Raw genomic sequence first — 26,716 nt, forward strand, 5'->3', positions numbered from 1 at the left:
TGCGGGATCCTTCCTGCAAGATTGATTCGTCAGTGTAGCTTGGGGCGCCCGGGGCCGCCTTCAAGGCCACTTCGGACGCCGCCAGCGCTCATGCTGCAGATGCGAAGCGCTCGCCGACAGAGACCGGGAATCCACGCAGGAATTCCCCTGCGGGCAGGCGCTTGCTGCCCGGGCGCTGTAACACCGTGCAACGCAAAGCGTCACGGCCACAGGCGATGGTAATCCCGCCGTCGTCGGCCGCGAGCACTGTGCCAGGCGCGCCGTCGCCGGGCACGACCTCTCCGGCCCAGCACTTCACCAAGGTGTCGCGCAGGCAGGATGCCGCCCCGGGAAAGGGATCGAAAGCGCGCAGCATGCGCTCGATGTAGTTCGCCGGGCGTGTCCAGTCGATCACGGCCTCGGCGCGGGCGATCTTGGCGGCGTAGGTCACCCCCTCGGCCGGCTGCGGCGTTGCGATCAGCCCACCGCGCGGCAGGGCTGCCAGCGTCTCGACGATGCACTCGCCCCCCAGCGCTGCAAGGCGATCATGCAGGCTGGCCGTGGTGTCGGTCGGCAGGATGGCGGTGGCGCGCCTGAGCAGCATGGCGCCGGTGTCCAGTCCCTCGTCCATCTGCATGATGGTGATACCGGTCTCGGCGTCACCCGCCTCGATCGCGCGGTGAATCGGGGCTGCACCCCGCCAGCGCGGCAGCAGCGAGGCGTGGATGTTCAGACAGCCCAGGCGCGGCAAATCCAGCACCTCCTTGGGCAGGATCAGACCGTAGGCAGCCACCACCAGCACGTCGGGCGCACACGCGGCGAGGCGTGCGCGCTGCTCCTCGGTGCGCAGCTTCTCGGGCTGATCGACCTCGATGCCGCGTGCGAGCGCAAGCGTCTTCACCGCGCTGGGCGTCAGTTTCATGCCGCGCCCGGCGGGGCGGTCGGGCTGGGTCAGCACCAGCGACACCTCATGCCCTGCGGCGAGGATGGCCTCGAGCGCGGTCGCGGCGAATTCGGGCGTTCCTGCGAAAGCGACACGCAAGCCGCTGCGAGCCGTGGATGAAGGCGCGGCCATCACGCGGTGATGCGCGCTTTCTTGGCCAGCTTGGCCTTGATGCGGCCGAGCTTGAGCTGCGAGAGATACTCGACGAAGACCTTGCCATCGAGATGGTCGATCTCATGCTGCACACACACCGCGAGCAGTCCATTGGCCTCGAACTCGAAAGATTCGCCTTTTTCGTTCAGGGCGCGAACTTTCACACGTTCGGCACGCGTCACCTTCTCGTAGATTCCGGGTACGGACAGGCAACCTTCCTCATGCACCTGCTCGCCATCGCGCTCGAGGATCTCGGGGTTGATGAGCGCCATGAGACCGGTCTGGTCTTCGCTGACGTCGATGACGATGACGCGCTGATGAAAATCCACCTGGGTCGCGGCCAAACCGATCCCGGGTGCCTCGTACATGGTCTCGGCCATGTCCTTCACCAATTGGCGAATTTCGTCATTCACCTCCGCCACCGGTCGGGCAACCGTGTGCAGGCGAGGATCGGGGTAACGGAGAATGGGTAGGAGAGCCATGAATGCCTTGCTGGGATAAGTCTTTAAGTGCAGAATTTCGAGCGGTTTCGCATGCTCATGCATGCATTACGACGGGATACCGGAGCAGTTTGCGACAGCGCTCGTTACCGGTTTCGACCCTGATCAGTCCGCGGTGTTCCGGGATCCTCCCGGCCAGCTCCGCTCCGACCGGATGCGAACAATGATTCGAATTATATTCCCTCTGCTCGTTGGCTTCGCGACCCTCCTCGGCGCGACCGCTCATGCCCAGTCCGGCGTGCAACTTGCCGACAATGCGCCTGACAGCTACACGGTGGTTCGCGGCGACACGCTCTGGGACATCTCCGGACGCTTCCTCCGGCAGCCTTGGCGCTGGCCTGAAGTCTGGCGCCTGAACCGCGACCAGATCCGCAACCCGCATCTCATCTATCCCGGCCAGGTCATCCTGCTCGACCGCAGCGGCCCGTGGCTGACGATCGGTCAGCGCGTCGGTGCGCAGGACGAGGGCATCCGCCCGAGGATCTACACCGAAGCGCTTGACGCCGCGGTGGCCAGCATTCCGCTGCAGGTCATCGAACCCTTCCTGAACCGACCGCTGGTCGTCGACCAGCCGCGCCTGGAAGGCTCCGCCACCATCATCGCCACCGAAACCAGCCGCGTGCTGACGGGCTCGGGCGATACGGTGTTCGCAAAGAACGTAGATCCCGATACCGAAGTGTGGCACATCTACCGCCCCGCACGCCCGCTCGAGGATCCGCTGACACACGAGACCATCGCCTGGGAGGCCGCCTATCTGGGCACTGCCCGCGTCACCGAGCGCGGCAACCCCACCACGCTCGAGATCACCTCCGCAGTCGAGGAAATCGGCGTTGGCGACCTGATGATGCCGAGCGAGACACCGAGCGTTTTCTCCTACGCTCCGCACGCCCCCGAGCAGGACGTTGAAGGCCGCGTCATCGCCATCCACCGCGGCGTCAGCGAAACGGGCCGTCTCCACGTGGTTGCGCTCAACGTCGGCGAACAGGATGGGGTCGAGCGCGGTCATGTGCTGACCCTGTATCGGAACCGTGGCGTCGCCGAGTACACCGGCGAGAACGGCAAGGAAACCTACCAGTTGCCGGAGAAGCGCTACGGCCTGGTGTTCGTCTTCCGCGTGTTCGATCGTGTCTCCTACGCGCTGGTGATGGAATCAGACGGCCAGGTGACGATTTCCGACGCAGTGCGCAAACCCTGAGTATCGCCGCCCCGGTGCGTGCGCACTCACCCGCTTCATGCTGAAGCCCGCAGGGGACGAGCGCTCGCACTGGCTGCGCCTGGCCTCGATCCCGGGGCTGGGCGCAAGCCGCCAGCGCAATCTGCTGGCGGCGTTCGGCCTGCCCCACCACATCTTCAACGCCAACCGCAGCGCGCTCGCTGCGGTCGTGGGGCGCGAATCGGCTGACGCGATCCTTGCGGACCCCGACACCGAAGCCATCGAGCGCAGCCTCGCGTGGGCGGACGAGCCCGGCAACCAGATCCTGACCCTGGCTGACGAGAACTATCCGCAAGGCTTGCTCGACATCGCGGACCCACCGCTGCTCCTGTACGTCAAAGGCCGCCCCGAGCTGCTGCTGCGCAACGGCATCGCACTGGTCGGCGCGCGTTCGGCCACCGCGCAAGGTATGTCCAATGCCGAAGCCTTCGCGCACGCGCTCGCAGGACAGGGCTTCTCCATCGTCAGCGGGCTCGCCCTCGGCATCGACGCCGCAGCGCACCGCGGTGCCCTCGCGGCTGGGCCTGAGGGCGGCGGAACGGTGGCGGTCATCGGCACCGGTATCGACCGTATCTACCCGGCACGCAACGCTCCGCTTGCGCGCGAGATCGCACATACCGGCGCGGTGGTGAGCGAGCTGCCCCTCGGCACCCCGCCGCTTCCGCACAACTTTCCACGCCGCAACCGCCTCATCGCAGGCCTCGCGCAAGGAGTGCTGGTTGTGGAAGCTGCGGTAAACAGCGGCTCACTGATCACCGCCCGTCTGGCCACCGAAAGTGGGCGTGAAGTGTTTGCCATACCCGGCTCCATCCACTCCCCCCTTTCTCGGGGCTGCCACCGCCTGATCCGCGACGGGGCGAAACTGGTCGAGACTGCGGAAGACGTCATCGAGGAGTTGCGCGGCCGGCTCGGTCTGCCCGCCCTCCACGCCGCGCCAGCTGCAAAACGCGGCAGGCGAAGGGTGCCCGCGGACGCAGGGCAAGCGCTGCCGCAGGTCGCGCCCGGCCCCATCCAGCATGCGCTCGAACTCGATGACGAGAGCACCCGCCTGCTCGCACTCATCGGTCAGGAGGCCGTGGACATCGACACGCTGGCGGCACAGGCTGGCTTGACGGTGGATGCCCTCTACGCCATCCTGCTGCCACTCGAGCTGGAGGGCTTGCTGGCCAGATTGCCTGGCGGTCGCTTCCAGCGCACCTGAAACCGGCCGCACCGTCCCGCAAGACCCTCCGCCGCGACGCACCGCACGTCCGGCAAGCGCCGCACCCACAAGAGGCCGCCTTGTTCGACATCCTCGTCTATCTGTTCGAAAGCTACATCCACACCGATGCCTTCCCCGAGACGGACCTGCTCACGCGCAAGCTCTCGGCGGCCGGCTTCGACCAGGAGGACATCTCCGAGGCGCTGGACTGGCTCGCCGGCCTGCGGCGCGTTTCGCGCGACATCCATCCGGGGCTGGCCCCGAGCGCCGGATCCGTGCGCATCTACACGGACGAGGAGCAGGCCCAGCTCGATCCGCGCTGTCGCGGCTTCCTCAGCCTGCTGGAAAGCGCCGGCGTGCTGTCCGCCGCGCATCGCGAGTTGATCATCGAGCGCGCCATGGCGCTGGACGATTTCACGATCACGCTCAACCGTCTCAAGGTCATCGTGCTGATGGTGCTGTGGCAGCAGGACGAGCAGATCGACATGCTGATGGTCGATGAACTGCTGACCGAGGAAGACGACTGGGCCTACGAACCCACGCTGCACTGAACCCAGCCCCTGCACGACTTGTCTGCACCCGCAGGGCGTCCGTATCATCCGCCGCTTCCCAACCGACGCGTCCCCCGTTGGCGCGCCACTCGCTTTCCATAGAGCATGAGCAAGCAACTGATCATCGCGGAAAAGCCTTCCGTCGCGCAGGATATCGCCCGTGCGCTGGGCGGCTTCACCAAGGAGAAGGACTACTTCGAGTCCGACGACTACGTACTGTCGTCGGCCGTCGGTCACCTTCTCGAGCTCACCGTGCCCGAGGAGTTCGAGGTCAAGCGCGGAAAGTGGACCTTCGCCCACCTGCCGGTCATCCCGCCCCACTTCGCGGTCAAGCCGATCGAGAAGACCGAGGACCGCTTGAAGCTGCTCACCCGGCTGATCAAGCGCAAGGATGTCACCGGCCTCATCAACGCCTGCGACGCGGGCCGCGAGGGCGAGCTGATCTTCAACTTCATCGCCCAGCACGCCGGCAGCAAGAAGCCGATGCAGCGCCTGTGGCTGCAGTCGATGACCGCGCAGTCGATCCGCGACGGCTTCGCCCACCTGCGCGCCGCGCAGGAGGTCGAGGGCCTGCGCAACGCGGCGATCTGTCGTGCCGAATCCGACTGGCTGATCGGCATCAACGGCACGCGCGCGATGACCGCGTTCAACTCCAAGACCGGGGGCTTCCACCTCACCACGGTAGGCCGCGTGCAGACACCGACGCTGGCGATGGTCGTGGAGCGCGAGGACAAGATCCGCAAGTTCAAGTCGCGGGACTACTGGGAACTCGAAGCACGCTTTGGCTGCGCCGCCGGCGAGTACCCGGGGCGCTGGTTCGACGAGAAGTTCAGGAAGCCCGAGGGCGACGAACACGCCACCGCCTTCCGCCTGTGGGACAAGGCCCAGGCCGAGGCCATCCGCAGCAAGTGCGCAGGCAAGCCGGGCGTGGTCAGTGAAGAGGCCAAGCCCTCCACCCAGTTGTCGCCGCTGCTGTTCGATCTCACCAGCCTGCAGCGCGAGGCCAACGGCCGCTTCGGCTTCTCCGCCCGGGTGACGCTGCAACTCGCCCAGGCGCTGTACGAGAAGCACAAGGTGCTGACCTACCCGCGTACCGACGCACGCGCACTGCCCGAGGACTACCTCGCCACCGTGAGCGAGGTCATGCGCACGCTGCCCGACCAGTACGCGCCCTTCGCCAACGAGATCGCCAAGCAGGGCTGGGTGAAGCCCAACAAGCGCATCTTCAACAACGCCAAGATCTCCGACCACTTTGCCATCATCCCCACCGGGGCGCTGCCGAAGAGCCTGTCGGACGCCGAGCACAAGATCTACGACCTCGTCACCAAGCGCTTCCTGGCGGTGTTCTACCCGGCGGCCGAGTATCAGATCACCACCCGCATCACCCGCGTCGAGGGCGAGGCCTTCAAGACCGAGGGCAAGGTGCTGGTCAATCCGGGCTGGCTGGCGGTGTATGGCAAGGAAGCCGCCAACGACGAGAAAGACACCAAGGAAAGCAGCGCCCCGCAGCTGGTCGCGGTGAAGCAGGGCGAGACCGTGTCCACCGAGGACATCGTGGTCAAGTCGCTGCAGACCAAGCCGCCGGCGCGCTTCAACGAAGCCACACTGCTCTCCGCAATGGAAGGCGCGGGCAAGATGGTGGACGATGAGGAGTTGCGCGCGGCGATGGCCGAGCGCGGTCTCGGCACCCCCGCCACACGCGCGCAGATCATCGAAGGCCTGATCAGCGAGCAGTACATCCACCGCGAAGGCCGCGAGCTGATCCCGAGCGCCAAGGCCTTCTCGTTGATCACGCTGTTGAAGGGCCTTGGCGTCACTGCGCTGACCTCGCCGGAACTGACCGGCGGCTGGGAATACAAGCTCACGCAGATGGAGCACGGCAAGCTCAGCCGCGAAGCCTTCATGAACGAGATCGCCGAGATGACGCGCGAGGTGGTCGAGCGCGCCAAGCGTTTTGAATCCGACACCGTGCCCGGCGAGTTCGTCACGCTGCAGACGCCCTGCCCGAAGTGCGGCGGCGTGGTGAAGGAGAACTACAAGAAGTTCGCCTGCCAGAGCTGCGACTGGAGCACCTGGAAGATCGTCGCCGGCCGCCAGTTCGAATACGACGAGATCGAGACCCTGCTGCGCGCGGGCAAGGTCGGCCCGCTGCTCGGCTTCCGTAACAAGATGGGGCGACTGTTCAACGCCGACATCGTGTTGAACGAGGACAAGCAGCCCACCTTCGACTTCGGCCAGCCCAAGGAAGGCGAAGAAGCCGAGGCGGTGGATTTCTCCGCGCAGGAAAGCATCGGCGCCTGCCCCAAATGCGCCAGCCGCGTGTTCGAGCACGGCATGGCCTACGTGTGCGAGAAGTCTGTCGGGCCGGGCAAGAGCTGCGATTTCCGCTCCGGCAAGATCATCCTGCAGCAACCGATCGAGCGCGAGCAGATGGCCAAGCTGCTGACCGAAGGCAGGACCGACCTGCTCAAGGGCTTCGTATCGGCACGCACGCGGCGCAAGTTCTCCGCTTTTCTGGTGCGCGGCAAGGACGGCAAGGTTGGCTTCGAATTCGAGGCCAAGGCACCGAAGGCGCCCAAGGCAGGTGCCAAGACCGCGGCAGAGAAGGAATCCGACGAGGCACCCGCGCCCAAGCGAGCGTCAACCCGCAAGAAGGCGGGCTGATCCAGCAGGATTGGACCTGGCACAGTGAACGCCGCAAATGAGAAACGGGCTCAAGGGCCCGTTTCTCATTTGATCACCGCCTGCCGGCGGCTCAAGCTTCGAGCAGGCTGCGCAGCATCCAGGCGGTCTTCTCATGCACCTGCATGCGCTGGGTCAGCAGGTCAAGCGTGGGCTCGTCGCTCGCCTTGTCGGCGATCGGGGCAATGCTGCGTGCAGTCTTGATCACCGCTTCCTGGCCCTGCACCAGCAGGCGGATCATTTCCTGCGCGCTCGGAACACCTTCGGGCTCGCTCATGCTTGTGAGCTTCTGGAACTCCTTGTAGGTACCAGGGGCCGGGAAGCCCAGGGCGCGGATGCGCTCGGCGATCTCGTCCACCGCCAGTGCGAGTTCGTTGTACTGCGTTTCGAACATCGTGTGCAGGGCGTTGAACATCGGCCCGGTCACGTTCCAGTGAAAATTGTGCGTTGTCAGGTACAGCGTGTAGCTGTCGGCCAGCAGGCGGGACAGGCCTTCCGCGATCTTCGCGCGATCCTTCTTGTTGATGCCGATATCGATATCCATGCCGACTCTCCTTTCGATACGTTGCTCATGGGACACCCGCAGGTGCCGCGTACAGTCAGATGCTAAGCCAATCCTGCCAATTGATCCAATTGATCATGGAGATTCCCTTCATCCAGAAGGGCTATCACGACGGTTTCCGGCCGACCGGCTTCACGCCGGGCAGACCGCTGTCCAGAATCGCAGTGCGCAACACATCGATCGCACCGCTTCGGGGATAGGTCACCCGCCACGCCAGCGCGACCCGGCGCGAAGGCTGCGGATCGGAGAAGGGGCGCACGGACACGAGCGGGTTCTGCGTCGATGCATCATCGGCTGCGGAACTCGGCAGCACGGTGACACCGAGACCGGTGGCGACCATGTGCCGGATGGTTTCCAGCGAACTGCCTTCCAGCGTGCGTTGCAGGCCGCCAATGTTGCGGCAGCTCGGGCACACCTCGAGCACCTGCTCACGGAAACAGTTGCCTGCACCGAGAAGCAGTAGCTGATCGTCGGCCAGGTGCTCCGCGGAGATGGATTTCTCCGCGGTCCACGGGTGTTCCACCGGCAGCAGCACACGGAACGGCTCGTCATAGACCGGCTGGGCCACAATGCCCGGCTCTTCATAGGGCAGGCTGAGAATGATCACGTCAAGTTCGCCGCGCTTGAGCGCCTCGGACAGACGCGCAGTAAAGTTTTCCTGGATGATCAGGGGCATCTTGGGCGCGAGTTGGTGCACACGCGGGATCAGCCTCGGCAGCAGGTAAGGGCCGATCGTGTAGATCACGCCAACGCGCAGCGGCCCGGAGAGCGGATCCTTGCCGGCCGCGGCGATCTCCGCGATCTGGCTCGCTTCCATCAGCACCTTTTCCGCCTGCGTGACGATCTTTCGGCCGGTCTCGGTGATCTTGACTTCAGCGGCGCTGCGCTCGAAGAGCTGGATGCCGAGTTCTTCCTCGACCTTTTTCACCGCGACCGACAGCGTTGGCTGGGAGACGTGGCATTTCTCGGCTGCGCGGCCGAAATGGCGCTCATGGGCGAGTGCGACGAGATAGCGTAAGTCGGTGAGGGTCATGAGGTGGGCGGACAATCCAGTCCGGGCAACCGATGCAGGCGATGGCGAATGTTACCCCGTAAGGCGCGACAGGTGCTCAGCCAGCCCCCGCTGAGGATGGGTATACTGCGCACTCCGTGCCCACGCTGCTTCCCGCGCCGATGCCGTTTCATGCCACCCGACTCCCCTCGTCAATCATCGCCCTGATGACCCTGGGCATCGGGCTGTCGGTGCAGGCGGAAGAGAGCTTCTTCCAGCCGCTGCCGGTCGTTCTGAGCGCATCGCGCCTGCCCCAGCCCCTGTCCGACACCCCGGCGGCCATGACCGTACTCGATGCCGAGTTCATCGCAGCCACCGGGTACCGCGACCTGACCCGGCTGTTCCGGCTCGTGCCCGGCATGCAGGTCGCCCAGGAGCGCGGCAACCAGCAGTGGGTCACCTATCACGGGCTCGGGGCGGAATACCCCAACCAGATGCAGGTGCTGGTCGATGGCCGCTCCATTTACTCTCCTCACTATTCCGGCGGCGCGAACTGGAGCGCCATTCCGCTGGCGCTGCAGGATATCGAGCGCATCGAGATCGTGCGCGGCTCGAACTCCGCCAGCTACGGATCCAACGCCTTTCTCGGCGTGGTGAACATCCTCACCCGGCACACCGCAGCCGAAACTGGCAGTTCGGTCGGCGTGCGCCTCGGCGGTCATGGCATCGCCGATGTGACTGGCCGTGCAGTCATGCACGATGGGCCGCTGGGGCTGCGCATCACCGCTCAGGAATCACGCGACGACGGCTGGTCTGGTCTGCGCGACGACCAGCGCCTGCGCGTCCTCGGCTTGCGCGGCGACCTTCAGATCGATCCGGCAAATGCGCTTGAGTTCTCCGCAGCCTACAGTGATGGCAAGCTCGGCGTCGGCTACACCGGCACACTGTTCGACGGCAGCGGCGAGCGCAACCTCCGGCAGCGCGACTACTCGCTGCACGCCAAATGGCGCCATGCGCCCTCGGCCGAGGAAGAGTGGCTGCTGTCGTGGTATCACAACAGCGAGCGCACCCGGGATGCCTGGCAGGTGCATTCGCTTGCGAACTGCGGCGCTCTGTGCGGCCTGCTCCCGGATACCTATGGCGATGTCAACAACAACCGCAGCAGCCAGCGCGATGACATCGAATTCCAGCATCGCTTCGAACCCACGGCAGGGCTGCGCCTGCTGTGGGGTGCGGGCTGGCGCTACGACCGGATCCAGTCGGACTTCCTGTTCAGCGACGGTCGCAAACCCACGCGGCAGGAGTGGCGCCTGTTCGGCAACGGCGAATGGCGCATGGCGCCCGAATGGCTGTGGAACATCGGCGCCATGGCCGAACACATCGAAGGCGACAGTGTACGCTTGGCGCCGCGCGTCTTCCTGAACTGGCAGCCTGACGCCTCGAGCACCTGGCGCCTCGGCCATGCGCGTGCATGGCGCCAGCCCACGCTGCACGAGCGCTGGGTCAACGTGGTCGTCAGCGCCGCGGGGCTTGGTGCGGTCAACCAGCGCCATACCCCCAACCCCGGACTCGGGCCAGCCCGCATCGACACCTGGGAGCTCGGCTACCTGGGCGCCTTCCCGTTCGGCGGCCTGCTCGACGCACGCATCTTTGACGAGCGCATCCGGGACTACATCCACCGCACCCCGGTCGCCCCGACCTTGCCCCTGGATCCGGTGATGGGTTCGACGCAGTGGACCAACATGCCGGGCAGGATCCGTCTGACGGGGATCGAATACCAACTCAGCTTCAAGCCGAGCGCCGGCACAACCCTTTTATTCACCCATAGCGTCATCGACCGCCGCGCTGACGACCCCGTGGTGCGTGGCAGCATCGCGCCGCATACCGCCACCCTGAGCTGGCTGCAGCAACTGGGCGCGTGGCGCTCCATGCTGAGCGTGATGCGCATGGGGCCGCTCGAGGCCGGGACGAATCACGTTCCCGGACTGCGTTACAGCGTTCCGGCCTACACCACCCTCGACTGGAGCATGGGCCGCAGCTTCCGGCTCGGAAGCCAGCCGGTTCAGGCGCGCGTGACCGCCACCAACCTGCTCGGCCGCCACCAGGAACTTGCACACAAGCCGCTGCAGGCGACGTCACAGTATCGCGGTCGCACACCGAACGAGAGCTCGCCACACATCTACCTGAGCCTGGAGACGACCTTCTAGCGCAGGCCTCCAGGCCGCCCAATACGCTCCACCGCACGCTGGATCTGCAAGCGAATGCGAATCGGGGAACACCGGACGCACTTCGGCGTCCACCTCCCGTCGTCGAACCTGGAATTCAGTACGGACTCGATCATGCGCAAACACATCCTCACCACAACTCTCGCCCTTTCGATCGCTGCCGCCCTGCCCGGCGGCGCCCTCATCCCCCACGCACATGCCCAGGCGGCGCCGGCAGCCTCCATGGTGAGCCCGAACCGCTACGGGTTGCCGGATTTCGGCGACCTGGTCGAGCAGGTCGGTCCTGCCGTGGTCAACATCCGCGTGGTGCAGCGCAGTACGCAGGGCACGATGGGTGAAAACCCCATGGCCAACGATCCCTTCTACGATTTCCTGCGCCGCTTCGGAGTACCCATGCCGGGCTTCCCCGGCCAGCCCGGCATGGGTCCGCGTGCGCGCCAGGGCATCGGCTCGGGCTTCATCGTCAGTCGGGATGGCTACGTGCTGACCAACGCCCACGTCGTCACGGACGAGAACACGGATCCCGCGCTCTCGGAGGTCACGGTCACGCTGATCGACAAGCGCGAGTTCAAGGCCTCGGTCGTCGGCGTCGATCGGCGCACAGACGTCGCCCTGCTCAAGATCGACGCCAAGGATCTCCCGGCTGTGAGAATCGGCAACGCCGACGACGCTCGTGTGGGCGAATGGGTGGTGGCCATGGGCTCGCCCTTCGGTTTCGAGAACACGGTGACTGCGGGCATCATTTCGGCCAAGGCACGCAGGTTGCCGGACGAAACCTATGTGCCCTTCATCCAGACCGACGTCGCGATCAACCCGGGCAACTCGGGCGGGCCGCTGTTCAACCTCGCCGGCGAGGTGATCGGCATCAACTCGCAGATCTATTCACGCTCGGGCGGCTTCATGGGCATCTCGTTCGCGATCCCGATCGACGTCGCGATGAACATCAAGGACCAGCTCGTGGAGCATGGCCGCGTACAACGAGGGCGTCTGGGCATCGCAATCCAGGGCGTCGACAAGGATCTCGCGCAGTCTTTCGGACTCGCGGAGGCCTACGGCGCGCTGGTCGCCAGCGTGGAGCCGGACAGCGCGGCCGAGAAGGCGGGCCTGCAGGCAGGCGACGTCGTGCTGAGCGTGGATGGTCGCCGCATCAACGATTCAGCGGAATTGCCGCGGGTGATCGGTGAAAAGCGGCCCGGCACCCGGGTGAAGATGGAAGTCTGGCGTGACGGCCGCAGTCGCAGCATCACCGCGACGCTGGACGAGATGAAAACCGAGACGCTTGCCAGTGCGGGCGAGGTCACACCCAGCCAGGTCGAGCGTCTGAACGAACGACTCGGACTCAGCGCGCGCACCCTGACCGCCCAGGAAGCAGCGGAACTGAGCCTGCGCGGCGGCGTGATCATCGAGAGTGTCGACGGCCCTTCCGCCCGGGCCGGGCTGCAGCGAGGCGACGTGATCCTTGCGGTGAACAACCAGCAGGTGAAGAACGTCACTGAACTGCGCGCCCTGCTCGAGGGGGCGGGTAATCGCTTCGCGGTGCTGATCCAGCGTGGAAACGCCCGCATCTTCGTACCCGTCCGCATCGAGTAAGCCGACGGACAGCAGCGGGAAAGCCTGCGCCGCCGCCAAGTCTGGTCGGCGGCGCAGGCACGTTCAGAAGCGGAAACGCGCAACCGACTCCTGCAGCCGAGAGGCGAGTTCGCCGAGTTCGCGCGCCGAAGCGACCGTTTGCTCCAGCGCCTGGTTGTTGTTCTGCGCCATGCCTGCGATCTCGCCAATGCTATGCGTGACGGACTCGCTCGCATTGCGCTGCTCTCCGGTTGCGTCGGCAATACGGTCCAAGCCCTCGCCAACCTCCACCACCAGCGAGTTGGCTGCTGCCAGCACCTGCTGCACCGCGTCGGCCATCTCGCGGCTGGAGGCAAGGTGATCCAGGCCGCGGTCGATTGCCGACTGCACGGAATCAGAACGGCTGGTGACCTCGCGCGTGATGGTGTCGATCTCGCCAGCCGATTTGGCCGACTTCTCCGCCAGCTTGCGTACTTCATCCGCGACCACCGCGAAACCCCGCCCCTGCTCGCCGGCACGCGCTGCCTCGATCGCGGCATTGAGCGCGAGCAGGTTGGTCTGCTCGGCAATTTCGCGCACCTCACCGGTCATGCGCGTGATGGCCTGGGCAGATGCCACGAACGCCGACACCGCGTCGGCCATCTGTCGCACCGCTGTCTCGACTCCCCCGACCTCGCCAACCAGGCGGGCGAGACTCTGCGTGCCCTCCTGGGAGCGTCGCAGGCTGTCATGCGAGCGTTCCCGAACGCCTTCGGTACGCGTGGCGATGTCGGAGATGCTCTCCACCATCGCATCGACCGCATTTGCAGCCGTGACCGAGCTTTCATTCTGCCGGTGCGAGCTCTCCGCAACCCTTTCCGCATCCTTGGCCAGACCATGCGCAGCCTGCGTCACCGAGGTCGCCGAATCCCCAACCTGGCGCACGAGCCCGCCCAGGGTCGAGAGCATCTGGTTGAAGGAGCTCGCTGCACGCCCGATCTCGTCACCAGCGCGCACCGGCAACCGGCGCGTCAGGTCGCCGCCGCCCGCGGCAATCTCGGCCATCCCGGCATTGAGCTGGTCGAGCGGGCGGGTAACGAAGCGGCTGATGAAGAAGTAGACGAAACCAATCAGCGGAATCGACACCAGGAGCGCAAATGCGATGCTTTCGTTGCGGAACTCCGTCACCGCCGCATTCGCCTTGTCGAGCGAGATCCGCATCGACACCGCACCCAGAGGGGTTCCTTCGCTGGTCTGGTGACAGAGGATACAGTCCTTGCCCAGCCAGTTCCTCGATGCAAGCGAGGGAATGACGACGCGCAGATGCTCGCCATGCTCGGCGCTGTGTTCTACACGCAAGGTACTGCGGCCTTCGCTCAGGGCGGAGCGCTCGTCGGCATCGACCGCTACCGCGCCGCCGCCCCCGTCGCCATACACCTTGCTCACGGCCTCGCCACGCAACACGGTCAGATCGCGCACCACCGAGAGCTCCTTGATCTGGTCAAGAAAGACGTCGCGCTGCCCTACGGTGCCGGTGATCATCATTCCGGTCAGCCCGGCCATGGTCATCTCGTTGATCGCCGCAGCGAAGTCCTTCGCCTGATCGATCGCCGTCTCGCGGTTCACCTTCGTTTCCCAGGCGATCATGCTGCCGAAGGCGAGCACCATCATCAGCCAGATGACTCCGGTGAGCCGAAGCCAGATCGGCGTCGAGTAGACACGCTTTGTCGAGTTTTGCTGTCCGACGTTCATTTGGGAACCTTACCTTTCCTGATCGATCAACATCCGCTTCAACGACCGAAATGCAGGATGCTTTAGGCCGAAAAAGCAATATTCTGGCGAGTAAGCATGACCCACATCAATGAATTTTGATATAAGGTTCTCGTGATATGAGCCATACGTATGCAGTACAGCCCCGGACCAGAGGCATCCCTTGCAGCGCGAACGCATGTTCGGGCGGCATATCGCGGCACCACTGAAGACTTCCCCAGCAACGAACCAGGAGGTTCCACATGAAAAAAGCAATCGCTCTCGGCATCATCTCCCTGTCCCTCGCGACCGCCGCTTCGGCCCAGGTCAAACCCGAGGACCAGATCAAGTACCGTCAGGCCGGCTATAGCTTCATGAGCTGGAACATGGGCAAGATCAAGGCCAATCTCGAGGGCGAATACAACGCCCAGCAGGTTCAAGCCGCAGCAGCGGCCATCGCTGGCATCGCCGGTTCGGGCATGGGCGCGCTGTACGGCCCGGGCACCGAAAAGGACATCGGTAACGTGAAGACCCGCGTCAAGCCCGAGTTCTTCGAGAACATGCAGGACGTCGGCAAGATCGCCACCGAGTTCAACACCAACGCCGCCGCGCTCGCGACGGCCGCGGCCAGCGGTGACAAGGCCGCGGTGCAGAAGGCTTTCGCCGACACCGGCAGCAGCTGCAAGGCCTGTCACGACAAGTACCGCATGGAGTGATCCTGCACACGCCGACGCGGGCACGAGCCTCGTCGGCGCACACGAAAAAGCCACCCCGCATCAGGGGTGGCTTTTTCGTTGACCGCAGCGGTCGGGCCGCTTGCTGGCAGGCCCGCCTCGCGTCCTTACCACGCCGCGGGCGGCGGCGGGGGCGGCGGCTCGATGAAGCTGCCGGTGGCGAAGTAAAGCACCGCCGCGGTGAGCGCGAGGGCGACAATGAAGGCCACCGTGCCACCGCCACGGGCGGGCTCGTGCGCCGGGTCGGCGACTTCCTTCACGCCCGTGATCATCGGCTTGACGAGGTCGTCCTTCTTCACCAGCGCGTAGAACATCACCGCGCCGACATGCAGCGCGACGAAGACGATGATCACCCAGTAGTTCTGCCGGTGCAGGCCCGAGAGCTGGTCGCTGGTCGCGGAACTCACCAGGTCGCGCAGCGGGCCGGAGAAGGCGATCTCGTCATTCGAGAACAGGCCGGTAACCGCCTGGAAGATCATGATCGCAAGCAGCGCGAACACCGACAGCGCGCCGAGCGGGTTATGGCCGGGCCGGTTCCACTGGCCGCGCAGGTAACTGCCAATGCGGCCGGGCGTGGGCACGAAATCGGCAAAGCGCGCGTAGGTGGAGCCGACGATGCCCCACACGATGCGGAAGGCGAGCAGGCCGGTGATCGCCACGCCAGCGCGCCCATGCCATTCGATCATGCTGCCACCCATCTGGCCGGTGACGTAGGCGGCGACCACGAGCACGACCAGCAGCCAGTGGAATATTCGGGTGGGCAGGTCCCAGATGCGGATCTTGCGTGTGTTCATTGCTTTCTTCCCTTCATCGATGCTGGTTTGGCGGCCAAGCCCCGCCTCGACCCGCAGGAGCGGGCGGCGCCCATGACGAACCATGACCAGGACATCATGCCATGGTTCCGCTGCACTGCATCATCCGGCCTTGCGCTGCGCCAGGAACTCACGCAGGTGGCGACCGGTGTGCGATTCCGGTGTCGCCATCGCCACCTCTGGTGGACCCTCGGCCACCACGTGGCCGCCGCCATCGCCGCCCTCTGGGCCGAGGTCGATCAGCCAGTCGGCCTCAGCCATCACGTCGAGGTCGTGCTCGATCACCAGCACGGTATGGCCGGCGTCGGTCAGGCGGTGCAGCACGCGGATCAGCTTGTCCACGTCGGCCATGTGCAGACCGACGGTGGGCTCGTCGAGCACGTAGAGGCTGTGCTTGTCGGCCGGCAACGGCACACCGCCGGTGTCCTCCGCGTCGCCCGGTCGCCGGCGCACCTTGGCCAGTTCGGTCACCAGCTTGATTCGCTGCGCCTCGCCACCCGACAGCGTCGGGCTGGGCTGGCCCAGGGTCAGGTAACCAAGGCCGACGTCCTGCAGCAGCTGCAGCGGGTGAGCGATGGCCGGGTGCGCCGAGAAGAAATCCACCGCCTCGTCCACTGGCATCGCCAGCACTTCGGCGACCGTCCTGTCCTTCCAGCGCACCGACAGCGTCTCCGGGTTGAAGCGCGCGCCGCCGCAGGCCTCGCAGGGCGTCTTCACGTCGGGCAGGAAGTTCATCTCGACGGTGGTCTGGCCGGCGCCATCGCACACCGGGCAGCGCCCGGCGCCGGTGTTGAAGGAGAAGCGCGAGGCGTTCCAGCCGCGGGTGCGGGCGTCGAAAGTGTCGGCGAAGAGCTTGCGGATCGCATCCCAGAAGCCGACGTAGGTCGCCGGGCAGGAGCGCGGCGTCTTGCCGATCGGGGTCTGGTCCACCTCCAGCACGCGGCCGACCTGCTGCCAGCCGTGGAGGCCCTTGCAGCCGACCAGCGCCTGGTCGACCTCCTCCGGCTGGACCTGGCCGCGACGGCGGGCGCGGGTGGCCTCGGGGTCACCCAGCCGCGCCCGCAGGTTGGCGTGGATGACGTCGCGCGCCAGGCTGGACTTGCCCGAGCCGGACACGCCGGTCACCACCGTCAGGCGCGCGAGCGGGATGCGCACCGAAATATCGCGCAGGTTGTGCAGGCTGGCGCCCTCGATGCGGATTGCCGCATGGTCGTCCGCCACCGCGCGGCGCGGTCGCAGCGGATGCTGCAGCGGGTGACGGAAGCATTCGCCGGTGGCGGATTCGGGCGCGGCCAGCAGGTCGTCGATGCGGCCTTCGGCCACCACCCGGCCGCCGCGCACGCCGGCGCCGGGGCCGAGGTCGATGACATGGTCGGCGCGGCGGATGGTGTCCTCGTCGTGCTCCACGACCAGCAGCGTATTGCCGCGGTCGCGCAGTTCTTCCAGGGTGTCGAGCAGCAGGCGATTGTCGCGTGGGTGCAGGCCGATCGTCGGCTCGTCGAGGATGTAGCACACGCCGCGCAGGTTGGAGCCGAGCTGCGCCGCCAGGCGGATGCGCTGCGCCTCGCCCCCGGAAAGCGTGGGCGCGGCGCGGTCCAGCGCGAGGTAGCCGAGGCCCACATGCTGCAGGAAGGCGAGCCGCCCACGGATTTCACCGACGAGGTCGCGCGCGATGTCCGTTTCGCGCTCGTTGAGCGCCAGATCGGCGAAGAAGCCCGCCGCCTTGTCGACCGGCTGCGCCGCGAGCTGGTGCAGGCCGAGGTCGCGGAAGCGCACCGCGCGCGCCACCGGATTGAGGCGCGCGCCGTCGCAGGCGGAGCAGGGCTCGTCGCTGACGATGACCTCTTCCGCATCGCCGAGGTCGAGCGCGTCGGGGTCCTCGATGCGCGCCGCCGTCTTCAGCCCGGTGCCGTAGCACTTGGGGCACCAGCCATGCTTGGCGTTGTACGAGAACAGGCGCGGATCGGGCTCGGGGAAGCCGGTGCCGCAGTTGGGGCAGGCGCGCAGCGTGGAGAAGGTGACCGGCACCGCGCCGAGCTTGCCGATCTCGAGCACCTTGATCACGCCCTTGCCGATGTCCAGCGCCTGGCGCACGAACTCGCGCAGCGTGGCCTCGTTCTCCGGCTGCACCACCACCATGCCGGTGGGCAGCTCGATGTTGTGCTCCTTGTAGCGGTCCAGCCGCGGCCACTTGGCGGTGGGCAGGTATTCGCCATCGACGCGCAGCTGCGCGTGGCCCTTGCCGCGCGCCCACTTGGCGAGGTCGGTGTACAGGCCCTTGCGGTTGACCACCAGCGGCGCCAGCACTTCGATGGACGCGCCACGCAGCTCGCGCTGGACCTGGGCGACGATGGCCTCGAAGCTCTGCGGCGTCACCGGCACGTCGCAGTCGGGGCAGAACTGCGTGCCCAGCTTCACGTACATCAGGCGCAGGAAGGGGTGGATCTCGGTCAGCGTCGCCACCGTGCTCTTGCGCCCGCCGCGACTGGTGCGCTGCTCGATCGCCACCGTCGGCGGGATGCCGAACAGGCCGTCGACGTCGGGTCGGCTGGCAGGCTGGACGAACTGGCGCGCGTAGGCGTTGAGCGACTCCAGGTAACGGCGCTGCCCCTCGCCGAACACGATGTCGAAGGCCAGCGTGGACTTGCCCGAGCCGGACAGGCCGGTGATCACGGTGAACTGGTCGCGCGGAATCTGCAGACTGACGTTCTTCAGGTTATGCTCGCGTGCATGGCGGATCTCTATCGCCGGTGCAGCAACCGGGCGATATTCCACCCGCGGCTCGGCGGCGACCCGCGGCGCCGTGCGCGTCTTCTCCAGTTCCGCCGCGTAGTCGCGCAATGCCCTGCTGGTATGCAAGCTTTCGTGCCCGCGCACGACCTCCGGCGTCCCCTCGATCACCACCGCGCCGCCGCCTTCACCCCCTTCCGGGCCGAGGTCGATGATCCAGTCGGATGCAGCGATCACGTCGAGGTTATGCTCGATGACGATCAGCGAATGGCCGGCCTGCAGCAGCTTGTCGAAGGCGCCGAGCAGCTTGGCGACGTCCTCGAAGTGCAGGCCGGTGGTGGGTTCGTCGAACAGGAACAGCAGACCGGGTTCGGGCGCGTTTCCGATGTTGTCAACAGATTTGCCAACAAAGTTATCCACAACCCTGGCTTTGCGTACAGGTCTTCTCTGTGCTGCCTCGGCGAGATGGCCGGCGAGCTTCAGCCGCTGCGCTTCGCCACCCGACAGCGTCGGCACGGGCTGGCCGAGGCGCAGGTAGTCGAGACCGACATCTGCCAGCGGCGCCAGGGCGGCAAGCACCTTCGGGTGTTCGCGGAACACGTCCAGCGCCTCATGTACCGTCAGTTCCAGAATATCCGCGACAGAACGCCCATTCCATTTCAGTTCAAGGACTTCCGGGCGGTAGCGCTTGCCGTCACAGTCCGGACAGCGCAGCCACACGTCGGACAGGAACTGCATCTCGACATGCTCGAAGCCCGAGCCGGTGCAGGTCGGACAGCGGCCGTGGCCGGCATTGAAGCTGAAAGTACCGGGGGAGTAACCCCGCTGCTTCGCCTCCGGCAGGGCGGCGAACAGGTTGCGGATCGGGTCCCAGGCACCGACGTAGCTGACCGGGTTGGAACGCGAACTCTTGCCGATCGGCGACTGGTCGACCATGACCACACCGCGCAACTTATCCACACCTTCGAGGCGGTCGAAATCGCCCGGTGATTCGGATGCCTCGCCGAAATGCTTGGCCAGCGCCGGAAACAGCACGTCCTGGATCAAGGTCGATTTGCCCGAACCGGACACGCCGGTCAGGCAGGTCAGGCGCTGCAGCGGGAAGCCGACGGTCAGGTCGCGCAGGTTGTGCTGGCGCGCGCCGACCAGAGTCATGCGCGGCGTGGCGTCATCGACCGGCCGCGGCGGACGATCGACGTCGATGCGCTTCCTGCCCGCCAGCCAGGGGCCGGTCACCGAATCCGGGTTGGCGGCGATCTCGGCCGGCGTCCCGCGCGCGACGATGTTGCCGCCACGCTCTCCCGGGCCGGGGCCAATCTCGAGCAGTTCGTCAGCGGCGACCATCACCTGCGGGTCGTGCTCCACCACCACCAGCGTGTTGCCGGCATCGCGCAGCCGTGTCATCACGCCGAGGATGCGGCCGATGTCGCGCGGGTGCAGGCCGATCGAAGGCTCGTCGAGCACGAACAGGGTGTTCACCAGCGAGGTGCCGAGCGCGGTGGTCAGGTTGATGCGCTGCACCTCGCCACCCGACAAGGTGCGCGACTGGCGATCGAGCGTCAGGTAGCCGAGGCCGACGTCGGCAAGATAGTTCAGCCGGCTGCGGATCTCGCCCAGCACCAGCTCGGTGGCTTCGTCAGACACGCCAGGGATGTGCAGCGCGGCGACGGCGTCGCGGATGCGATCGACCGGCATTGCCATCAGCTCGTGGATCGCGAGACCTTTGTCACCCACCGGCAACCGCCACAGCAGCGCATCCGGCTTCAGCCGCGCGCCGTGGCAGGCCGGGCATTCCGTGTAGCTGCGGTAGCGCGACAGCAGCACGCGGATGTGCATCTTGTAGGCCTTGGTCTCCAGCCAGTCGAAGAAGTGGCGCACGCCGTACCAGTAGCGCGGCCACGAGCTGTCCCAGTTCTTCCACTTCGGGTCGCCCTTGAACAGCCACTGGCGATGCTCGGGCGGCAGGTCGCGCACCGGGATGTCCATCGCCACGCCATATTTCTTCGCCATCTTCTCGAGATCGGCCTGGCACTCGCGGTAGCTCTCGGTCTGCCACGGCTTCACCGCGCCTTCGGCAAGCGTCTTCGACTCGTCCGGCACCACCAGCCCGAAATCGACTCCGATCACTCGGCCGAAGCCGCGGCAGGTCTCGCAGGCGCCGATCGGCGAATTGAAGGAGAACAGGCCGGGGGTGGCGTCCGAGTAGTGGATGTCGCAGTCCGCGCAGTGCAGGCCAGACGAGTAGCGCCACACCGCCTCGCCCGGCGTCCGATCCTTGGACTCCGACTTCACACCCTCGCCCGACGCATAGACGGACACGCGCCCGTAGCCGCGATGCAGTGCCGTCTCCAGCGCCTCGGCCAGGCGCGCGTCCTCGGCGTTCGACGCGCGGAAGCGATCCTGCACCACCTGCAGCACGTCCTGTCCCTCGGCGCCGGCACCGGCAATGCGTTCCTGGATGCGGGTGTAGCCTTGTGCGTTAAGCAGGCCGGTCACCTCCGCTTCGCTGAAGTTGGACGGCACCGGCACCGGAAAGCACACCACCAGGCGCGGGTCGCCTTCCGCCTGAGCGCGCGCGCGCAGATCGGCGGCGATGCTGACCGCTGAATCGCGGCGTACCGGCTTGCCGCAGCAACGGCAATGCAGGTGAGCGGCGCGCGCATACAACAGTTTGAAGTGGTCGGCGAGCTCGGTCATCGTGCCCACCGTCGAGCGCGAGGTGCGCACCGGGTTGGTCTGGTCGATCGCGATCGCCGGCGGCACGCCCTCGATGCGATCCACCTGCGGCTTGTCCATGCGGTCGAGGAACTGGCGCGCGTAGGGCGAGAAGGTCTCGACGTAGCGCCGCTGACCCTCTGCGTACAGGGTGTCGAACACCAGCGAGGACTTGCCCGAGCCGGACACGCCGGTCACCACCGTGAGGCGGTTCAGCGGCAGGTCGAGCGACAGGTTGCGCAGGTTGTTCTGGCGCGCACCGCGGATGCGGATGGCGTCGACGATCGGGGCGGGGGCATCGACCGGGGTGTAGCGAGTTTCGGACTTGGACATGGACTCGAACACGAGGATGTAAGCCGCCATTTTAGGCGCGGACCCGCCTCGGACTCATGCGCGCAGGAAAAGCTCCCGATGACACGAAAAGCGTTTCACGCCTGATCCTCTACATCAGCCACGCCGGTCGCAGCAGCATTACGGTGCCCAGTGCGAGCATCACCGCCCCCGACAGCAGCTTGAGCACGCGCCCGCCACGCTCGGTGAGCTTTCCACTGCCAAGCGCCAGCACCGCCGTCCCCACCATCAGTGCATCGTCGGCAATGTAGGCGAGGATGTAGAGAGCGAGGTAACCGTAATGCGCCTGCGGCGAGAGCGCATGCTGGGTGAGTACCGCGGTATAGATCGCTGGCAGGCCGGCAGTACACAACAGCTCGACGAAGTTCACCCCCACGGCAAGGACGGCGACGGCCACCAGCGAGGCCGACAGTGATCTAGCCTTCAGGATGGCACGTGCCCGGGCATAGATGCCAGGTTTGGCCGATTCGGGAATGGACAGCGAGACGCCACGGCGAAACGCAAAGAAATCCTTCACGTTGACCAGACCGATCAGCATGGCGAGTGCTGCGAGGCCGATGCGCAGCGCGTCGGTCATGCCGACGAACAGGAACACGTTGAGCCACGCGGCCATGAAGGCGTAATACACCGCACCGCTGGCAAGCACGAAGGTTCCGGCCACCATCGCCATGCGCCGCCGGTCCTTCAGCCGCACCAGCAGCGAGAGCAGGAACAGCAGCACCCACATCGCACACGGATTGAAGCCATCGAGCAGGCCGAGCGCGAGCGTGAACAGTGGCAGTCCTAGTTCGCTGACGCTCAGGGTGCCGAACAGCGCAGATTCGAACCGGTCGCGCGGTGGCGGCGGCAAGGCCTCGATCAGCCGCTCCAGTTCCGAGCCCGTGTGCGCCGCGTCGTCGAATCCGACCAGTACCTGCGTGCCATACACGAAGGTCGGCACCCCGGGCGGCCAGGCACCGACGGCCTGGCTGATCGCGACGAGGACGTCACGCGCAGCGGGATCGCGATCGACCTGGCGTAACACGATGCGAAGATCGGGGCGGATGCGCTGGAGTTCATCCAGATAAGTCTTCGCGTCGGCGCAATGCGGACAGCCATCGCGAACGAAAACCTGAAGCTCTCCTGGCGGTGGAAGCACCAGCGGCGAAGCAGCTTCTGCATCGCCGCTCGCCCAGACAGGCAAGGGAAAAAACAGGGCGAGAAAGACCAGCACGCGTCCGAGCGCTGCCGCCATCCCCACTTGCCGCATCGCGGCGGACATCACTTCTCCGAACTGTCCTTTTCGGCCTCTGCCTCCGGCAAGGTACGCTCCTCTACCGGCGCCGGTTCACCCAACTCCCCGTCGGGCCTGGGACGTACGCTCTCGATCGCCCCCTTGCCGACTTCCCTCAGACGCTGCGCAGCATCGCGCGTAGCCTCTGCGATGCGGTGTGCCGCCTGCTCGGCAGCCTCCTTCGCATCGCGTACCGTCTGAGCACCGGTGGCGGACTCGCCCTCACCTGCAGGTCCGCTGTCACGAATCGCCCCCTCGGCTGACTCGACGACCGCCTGCACGGTAGCTGCACCCGCCTCGCCAGCTTTGCGCGCAGCCTCGCCAGCCTTCTGCAGCGCCTCACGAGCGGCATCCGCCGCGTTCTGGCGGGCAGCCGCCGCATCCTCCCGCGCCGCTTCCGCAGCAGGGGCCTCGGGCGTGGCTTCCTTGACGGGCGCAGACGCCTGTTGCGGTTCGGCCGAACAGGCTGCAAGAATCGCCAGCGACAGAATGGGAACGAGCAGGGACAGCGGTTTCATGAGCATTGTAAGACGGAGCAGGAAGCGGCGAATGGGGTGAGCTTACCGAATCCCGACAGCAAAACAATGCGCAGATTTCACGCTGCAACATCCAGAAAGCAAATGGGCCCTTGCGGGCCCATTGCAGCGATCGACGTAAGGCGCGCTTACTTGACGCGGTTCTTGTACTCGTCGGTGCGGGTGTCGATCTCGATCTTGTCGCCGATCTCTACGAAGGCCGGCACCGGCAGCTCGAAACCGGTGGAGATGCGGGCCGGCTTCATGACCTTGCCCGAGGTGTCGCCCTTGACGGCAGGCTCGGTGTAGACGACCTCGCGTACCACACTGTTGGGGAGTTCGACCGAGATCGCCTTGCCGTTGTAGAACACGACTTCGCACTGCAGACCGTCCTCGAGGTACTTGAGGGCGTCGGTCATGTTGTCCGCTTCGACCTCATACTGCTCGTAGTCGGCGTCCATGAACACGTACATCGGATCAGCGAAGTACGAGTAGGTGACTTCCTTGCGCTCCAGCACCACGACCTCGAACTTGTCGTCGGCCTTGTACACCGACTCGGACGGAGCGCCCGTGAGCAGGTTCTTGAGCTTCATCTTCACGACCGCAGCGTTGCGGCCGGACTTGTTGTACTCGGCCTTCTGCACCACGAGCGGGTCGCTGCCCACCATGATGACGTTGCCCGAGCGGAGTTCCTGAGCGGTTTTCATGCTGTTTCCCGAATTGATCGCTGCGGCGAGCGGCCGCATGTGCTTGAAAAATTTAGCCCGCGATTCTACCGCGGGCTTTGGCGGATGTGGGAGCAGAATTTTGTCAAGTTGTCTGCGAGGTCGGGGAGGGCGGCCTGCGCGACACACCAGTTCCGCGCGTGTTCGGCAAGCACCGGGAGGGCCTCGGCAAATGCGGGCCAGGCGCGCGCGGGGCGAATACCTTCACGCGGGCAAGCGTTCCAGGCGCGCCAGAACGCTGCATGTGCGTCAGCGGTTGCCGCAGACAGACCTGGCCGATGGAGCGCAAGGAAGGCATCGAGCTTCTCATGATGCACGGCATCGGCCTGCGGGTAGATCTGCCAGACGAAGGGACGAGCCGCCCACTGCGCGCGCACGAAGGAGTCCTCGCCGCGCACGAAGTTGAGATCGCTCGCCCAGAGCAGCCGATCGTAGCCATCCTGATCCGTGAAGGGGAGTACATGGACATCCAGACTACCGCGCCGGATATGCGCGCCTGCTTCTGGAGTCGGGCAACCCAGCCCGGCTGCGACATCCGCCAGAACACGTGAGACGGGCACCAGCAAGCTGATGCGGCGCGCTCCGGTAGTCCAGCAGCTGATGAGTTCACCCAGGTCCGGCTGCTCGTAGGCGAAGAGCGACACCCGCAGGGTCTGCGGATCAGGATCCACACCATGCTCCCGCAGCCAGGCGAGTCGGCCCGCCGGATCCTTCACGAACGCATCGCGGCGCTGTAGCAAGCTGGGCTCGCGCAGCAGCCCCCCCACGCGAGGATCGAACCCCGGGAAGAAGAAGTATTTCACCAGCGGCAGTCGCGGATGAGGCGAAGCCATGCCGTGACACCCGACGACCCAAGCCTCGGCGGAGAGGTACTCGAGATTGACCCACACCGGCGGACTGCTCTGCGCAGCCATGACCTCGAGTTGGGACGCCGGCAGTTCGCAGGCGAAGGCCTCCACCACGATCCTGCCGGGCGCCAGGGGCGAGAACGATTCCTCCCAACCGCGCACCTCCACCCCTTCGACCACGCTACCTGCCCGCGGATCGACGTCCGCTGCGGGCGGGCAGATCTGCTGCAGGACCGCCCAGTCATCCACCCAGAGCCTCACCCCTCCGGGCTCGCGCGCGGCCAGATCGCGGGCCAGCCGCCAGCACACGCCGATATCCCCAAAGTTATCCACAACCTGACAGAAGATCTCCCATTCCGGGCGAGATGACGCAGCAGCAACAGTCATATCCTGAACAATCCTGGGAGTGAGCGCTTGAAAGCTTGTGGACAAGCGCTCAAAAGCGAGATGCACCAAAATTGATGGACAATTCCCCCACAGTCACCCAAAGCCTTTCCCACTGACTTCCTCCAGGGGTGAAATGCAGGTGAAACAAGGTGCGCAGGGACTTATCCACAGATTTTTGGGTACTGTTAACTTTATTGTTGTTTAAATCAATAACTAAATAGAAGAACAAACCCTGAGCGCCGTAAGGCTCGGGCGCACCCGTGTACTTGCAGGTAAAATCGTCTGCAGAAGCGGGTTCTTGGTCCGCAAACATCTAGCCTGCAACGGAACCGTTGCCGGGAGGGGGAGGTTTACCGTGGCAAGACGACATGCCCTACCACTGGTACTGCTGCTGATTGCACCACTCACGAGCCTGGCGGAACGGCATGCCAATACCGTTAGTCCGCAAGCCGCTGAGGAGGAAGGCATTCTGGAAACCACTCGGACCCAGGTAAGAGGGTTCTCGCTGTGGCTGGGAGAAACAGTGAACGACTGGTTCGGCGATCTCCCCTTCGAAGATGGCGGCCAGGTCACGAACGGACGCCTGGGTCTGCGTAACCTCTGGCGGCAGGACGAAGGCTGGGACACCAACGTGCGTTTCCGTGCCCGCTTCGATTTGCCCAACCTGCGCGAAAAGGCATATGCATTCATCGGGCGGCAGAACGAGGACGAGCTCATGACCGACCAGGCTGAGGCATTCACGCGCGAACAGTTGCTGCTCGAGGAGCGCAGACGGGAAGACCAGACCGGCTTTGCAGGTTTGGGGCTTGCGTTGCGCAGGAACATCGATTTGCGAGCAGGCGTGCGCGGCGGGCTGAAGTTTTACACCCAGGCGCGTTACCGCGAGCAGTGGGCCGTAACGGAACAGGATCGCATCGAGTTCCGTGAGACGATTTTCTGGAATACCTCGCACAAATTCGGTTCCACGACCGCACTCGATTACGAGCACGCCTTCACGCCAACGCTCTCACTGCACTGGCAGAACGCGGCAACCATCTCCGAGAAGACCGACGGCTTCGCCTGGGGAAGCAGCCTGGGTCTGTTCCGTCGCTTTGGTGATGACCGCCTGCTTTCGGGCGAACTGGTGGCGACCGGTGAAACGGGTGCCCAGGAAGCCGTCGGCGAATACGGTGTGCGGATGAAGTGGACGCAACCGGTTTATCGCGAATGGCTGATCGGCGAGCTCATCGTCGGCCATTACTGGCCGCAGTACGATGAAGAAAACCGCGAGCGCGACAAATCCTGGGCGGTCGGCATGAACCTGGAGATGCGCTTCTAGGTGCCTCCAGT

The 26,716-nt window shown here is 65.5% G+C and carries 20 protein-coding genes; 8 read left to right on the top strand and 12 right to left on the bottom strand.

Features of this window, described 5'->3' with window-relative positions; genetic code table 11:
• Positions 1-88: 88 nt before the first annotated feature.
• A complete protein-coding gene (gene fmt / locus ACNKW1_RS14235) occupies positions 89-1,054 on the bottom strand; it encodes a methionyl-tRNA formyltransferase (protein WP_418365262.1) in 966 nt (321 codons plus the stop codon).
• Complete coding sequence (gene def / locus ACNKW1_RS14240; RefSeq protein WP_418365263.1) at positions 1,054-1,557, bottom strand: peptide deformylase; 504 nt, start codon at positions 1,555-1,557, stop codon at positions 1,054-1,056. The genes fmt and def overlap by 1 nt, the downstream gene beginning before the upstream one ends.
• A gap of 181 nt (positions 1,558-1,738) precedes the next feature.
• Here def and ACNKW1_RS14245 point away from each other — a divergent pair, with 181 nt between their 5' ends.
• From ACNKW1_RS14245 to ACNKW1_RS14260, 4 genes are all read left to right on the top strand, one after another.
• Positions 1,739-2,770: a LysM peptidoglycan-binding domain-containing protein gene (locus tag ACNKW1_RS14245; RefSeq protein ID WP_418365264.1), complete on the top strand. Its 1,032-nt coding sequence runs from the start codon at positions 1,739-1,741 to the stop codon at positions 2,768-2,770.
• 37 nt (positions 2,771-2,807) lie between these two features.
• Positions 2,808-3,989, top strand: coding sequence for a DNA-processing protein DprA (gene dprA, locus ACNKW1_RS14250; protein ID WP_418365265.1), 1,182 nt, complete (start codon positions 2,808-2,810; stop codon positions 3,987-3,989).
• Positions 3,990-4,069: 80 nt separating this feature from the next.
• Entirely contained in the window at positions 4,070-4,540 is a 471-nt protein-coding gene (locus ACNKW1_RS14255) for a DUF494 family protein (RefSeq protein WP_418365266.1), read from the top strand.
• A 105-nt stretch (positions 4,541-4,645) separates the two neighbouring features.
• The gene (locus tag ACNKW1_RS14260; RefSeq protein WP_418365267.1) at positions 4,646-7,204 is read left to right on the top strand and encodes a DNA topoisomerase III; all 2,559 of its coding nucleotides are present in this window, start codon (positions 4,646-4,648) and stop codon (positions 7,202-7,204) included.
• Positions 7,205-7,295: 91 nt separating this feature from the next.
• On the opposite strand, the gene ACNKW1_RS14265 is transcribed toward ACNKW1_RS14260, so the two are convergent.
• Positions 7,296-7,766 carry a Dps family protein gene (locus tag ACNKW1_RS14265; RefSeq protein ID WP_418365268.1) on the bottom strand — a complete coding sequence of 157 codons (471 nt, stop codon included), beginning with the start codon at positions 7,764-7,766 and terminating at the stop codon, positions 7,296-7,298.
• A gap of 124 nt (positions 7,767-7,890) precedes the next feature.
• Positions 7,891-8,817, bottom strand: a complete 927-nt coding sequence (locus tag ACNKW1_RS14270) for a hydrogen peroxide-inducible genes activator (protein ID WP_418365269.1) — start codon at positions 8,815-8,817, stop codon at positions 7,891-7,893.
• 116 nt (positions 8,818-8,933) lie between these two features.
• On the opposite strand from ACNKW1_RS14270, the gene ACNKW1_RS14275 reads away from it, so the two are divergent.
• Both ACNKW1_RS14275 and ACNKW1_RS14280 read left to right on the top strand, forming a co-directional pair.
• On the top strand, positions 8,934-10,982 hold the full coding sequence (locus ACNKW1_RS14275) for a TonB-dependent receptor plug domain-containing protein (RefSeq protein WP_418365270.1): 2,049 nt from the start codon (positions 8,934-8,936) through the stop codon (positions 10,980-10,982).
• A 132-nt stretch (positions 10,983-11,114) separates the two neighbouring features.
• Positions 11,115-12,590, top strand: a complete 1,476-nt coding sequence (locus ACNKW1_RS14280; RefSeq protein WP_418365271.1) for a DegQ family serine endoprotease — start codon at positions 11,115-11,117, stop codon at positions 12,588-12,590.
• A 63-nt stretch (positions 12,591-12,653) separates the two neighbouring features.
• Here ACNKW1_RS14280 and ACNKW1_RS14285 read toward each other — a convergent pair whose 3' ends face one another.
• On the bottom strand, positions 12,654-14,300 hold the full coding sequence (locus ACNKW1_RS14285; protein WP_418365272.1) for a methyl-accepting chemotaxis protein: 1,647 nt from the start codon (positions 14,298-14,300) through the stop codon (positions 12,654-12,656).
• A 260-nt stretch (positions 14,301-14,560) separates the two neighbouring features.
• Here ACNKW1_RS14285 and ACNKW1_RS14290 point away from each other — a divergent pair, with 260 nt between their 5' ends.
• Positions 14,561-15,013, top strand: a complete 453-nt coding sequence (locus tag ACNKW1_RS14290) for a c-type cytochrome (RefSeq protein WP_418365273.1) — start codon at positions 14,561-14,563, stop codon at positions 15,011-15,013.
• Positions 15,014-15,138: 125 nt separating this feature from the next.
• Here the strand turns inward: ACNKW1_RS14290 and ACNKW1_RS14295 are convergent, their stop codons facing one another.
• The 7 genes from ACNKW1_RS14295 to ACNKW1_RS14325 form a co-directional block, all read right to left on the bottom strand.
• Positions 15,139-15,825, bottom strand: coding sequence for a cytochrome b/b6 domain-containing protein (locus ACNKW1_RS14295; RefSeq protein ID WP_418365274.1), 687 nt, complete (start codon positions 15,823-15,825; stop codon positions 15,139-15,141).
• A gap of 120 nt (positions 15,826-15,945) precedes the next feature.
• Positions 15,946-21,621, bottom strand: coding sequence for an excinuclease ABC subunit UvrA (gene uvrA, locus ACNKW1_RS14300; protein WP_418365320.1), 5,676 nt, complete (start codon positions 21,619-21,621; stop codon positions 15,946-15,948).
• 109 nt (positions 21,622-21,730) lie between these two features.
• The gene (locus ACNKW1_RS14305; protein ID WP_418365275.1) at positions 21,731-22,900 is read right to left on the bottom strand and encodes a glutaredoxin family protein; all 1,170 of its coding nucleotides are present in this window, start codon (positions 22,898-22,900) and stop codon (positions 21,731-21,733) included.
• Positions 22,900-23,430: a hypothetical protein gene (locus ACNKW1_RS14310; RefSeq protein ID WP_418365276.1), complete on the bottom strand. Its 531-nt coding sequence runs from the start codon at positions 23,428-23,430 to the stop codon at positions 22,900-22,902. The genes ACNKW1_RS14305 and ACNKW1_RS14310 overlap by 1 nt, the downstream gene beginning before the upstream one ends.
• A 146-nt stretch (positions 23,431-23,576) precedes the next feature.
• Positions 23,577-24,134, bottom strand: a complete 558-nt coding sequence (gene efp, locus ACNKW1_RS14315) for an elongation factor P (RefSeq protein ID WP_418365277.1) — start codon at positions 24,132-24,134, stop codon at positions 23,577-23,579.
• Between the two features lie 65 nt (positions 24,135-24,199).
• Complete coding sequence (earP, locus tag ACNKW1_RS14320) at positions 24,200-25,387, bottom strand: elongation factor P maturation arginine rhamnosyltransferase EarP (protein ID WP_418365278.1); 1,188 nt, start codon at positions 25,385-25,387, stop codon at positions 24,200-24,202.
• A gap of 49 nt (positions 25,388-25,436) precedes the next feature.
• Positions 25,437-25,700: a hypothetical protein gene (locus ACNKW1_RS14325; protein WP_418365279.1), complete on the bottom strand. Its 264-nt coding sequence runs from the start codon at positions 25,698-25,700 to the stop codon at positions 25,437-25,439.
• Positions 25,701-25,799: 99 nt separating this feature from the next.
• Here ACNKW1_RS14325 and ACNKW1_RS14330 point away from each other — a divergent pair, with 99 nt between their 5' ends.
• Positions 25,800-26,705 carry a hypothetical protein gene (locus ACNKW1_RS14330; RefSeq protein WP_418365321.1) on the top strand — a complete coding sequence of 302 codons (906 nt, stop codon included), beginning with the start codon at positions 25,800-25,802 and terminating at the stop codon, positions 26,703-26,705.
• Positions 26,706-26,716 lie beyond the last annotated feature (11 nt).

This window comes from Thauera sp. WH-2 (genome assembly GCF_048321015.1).
In the GTDB taxonomy this organism is placed as follows: Bacteria; Pseudomonadota; Gammaproteobacteria; order Burkholderiales; family Rhodocyclaceae; genus Thauera.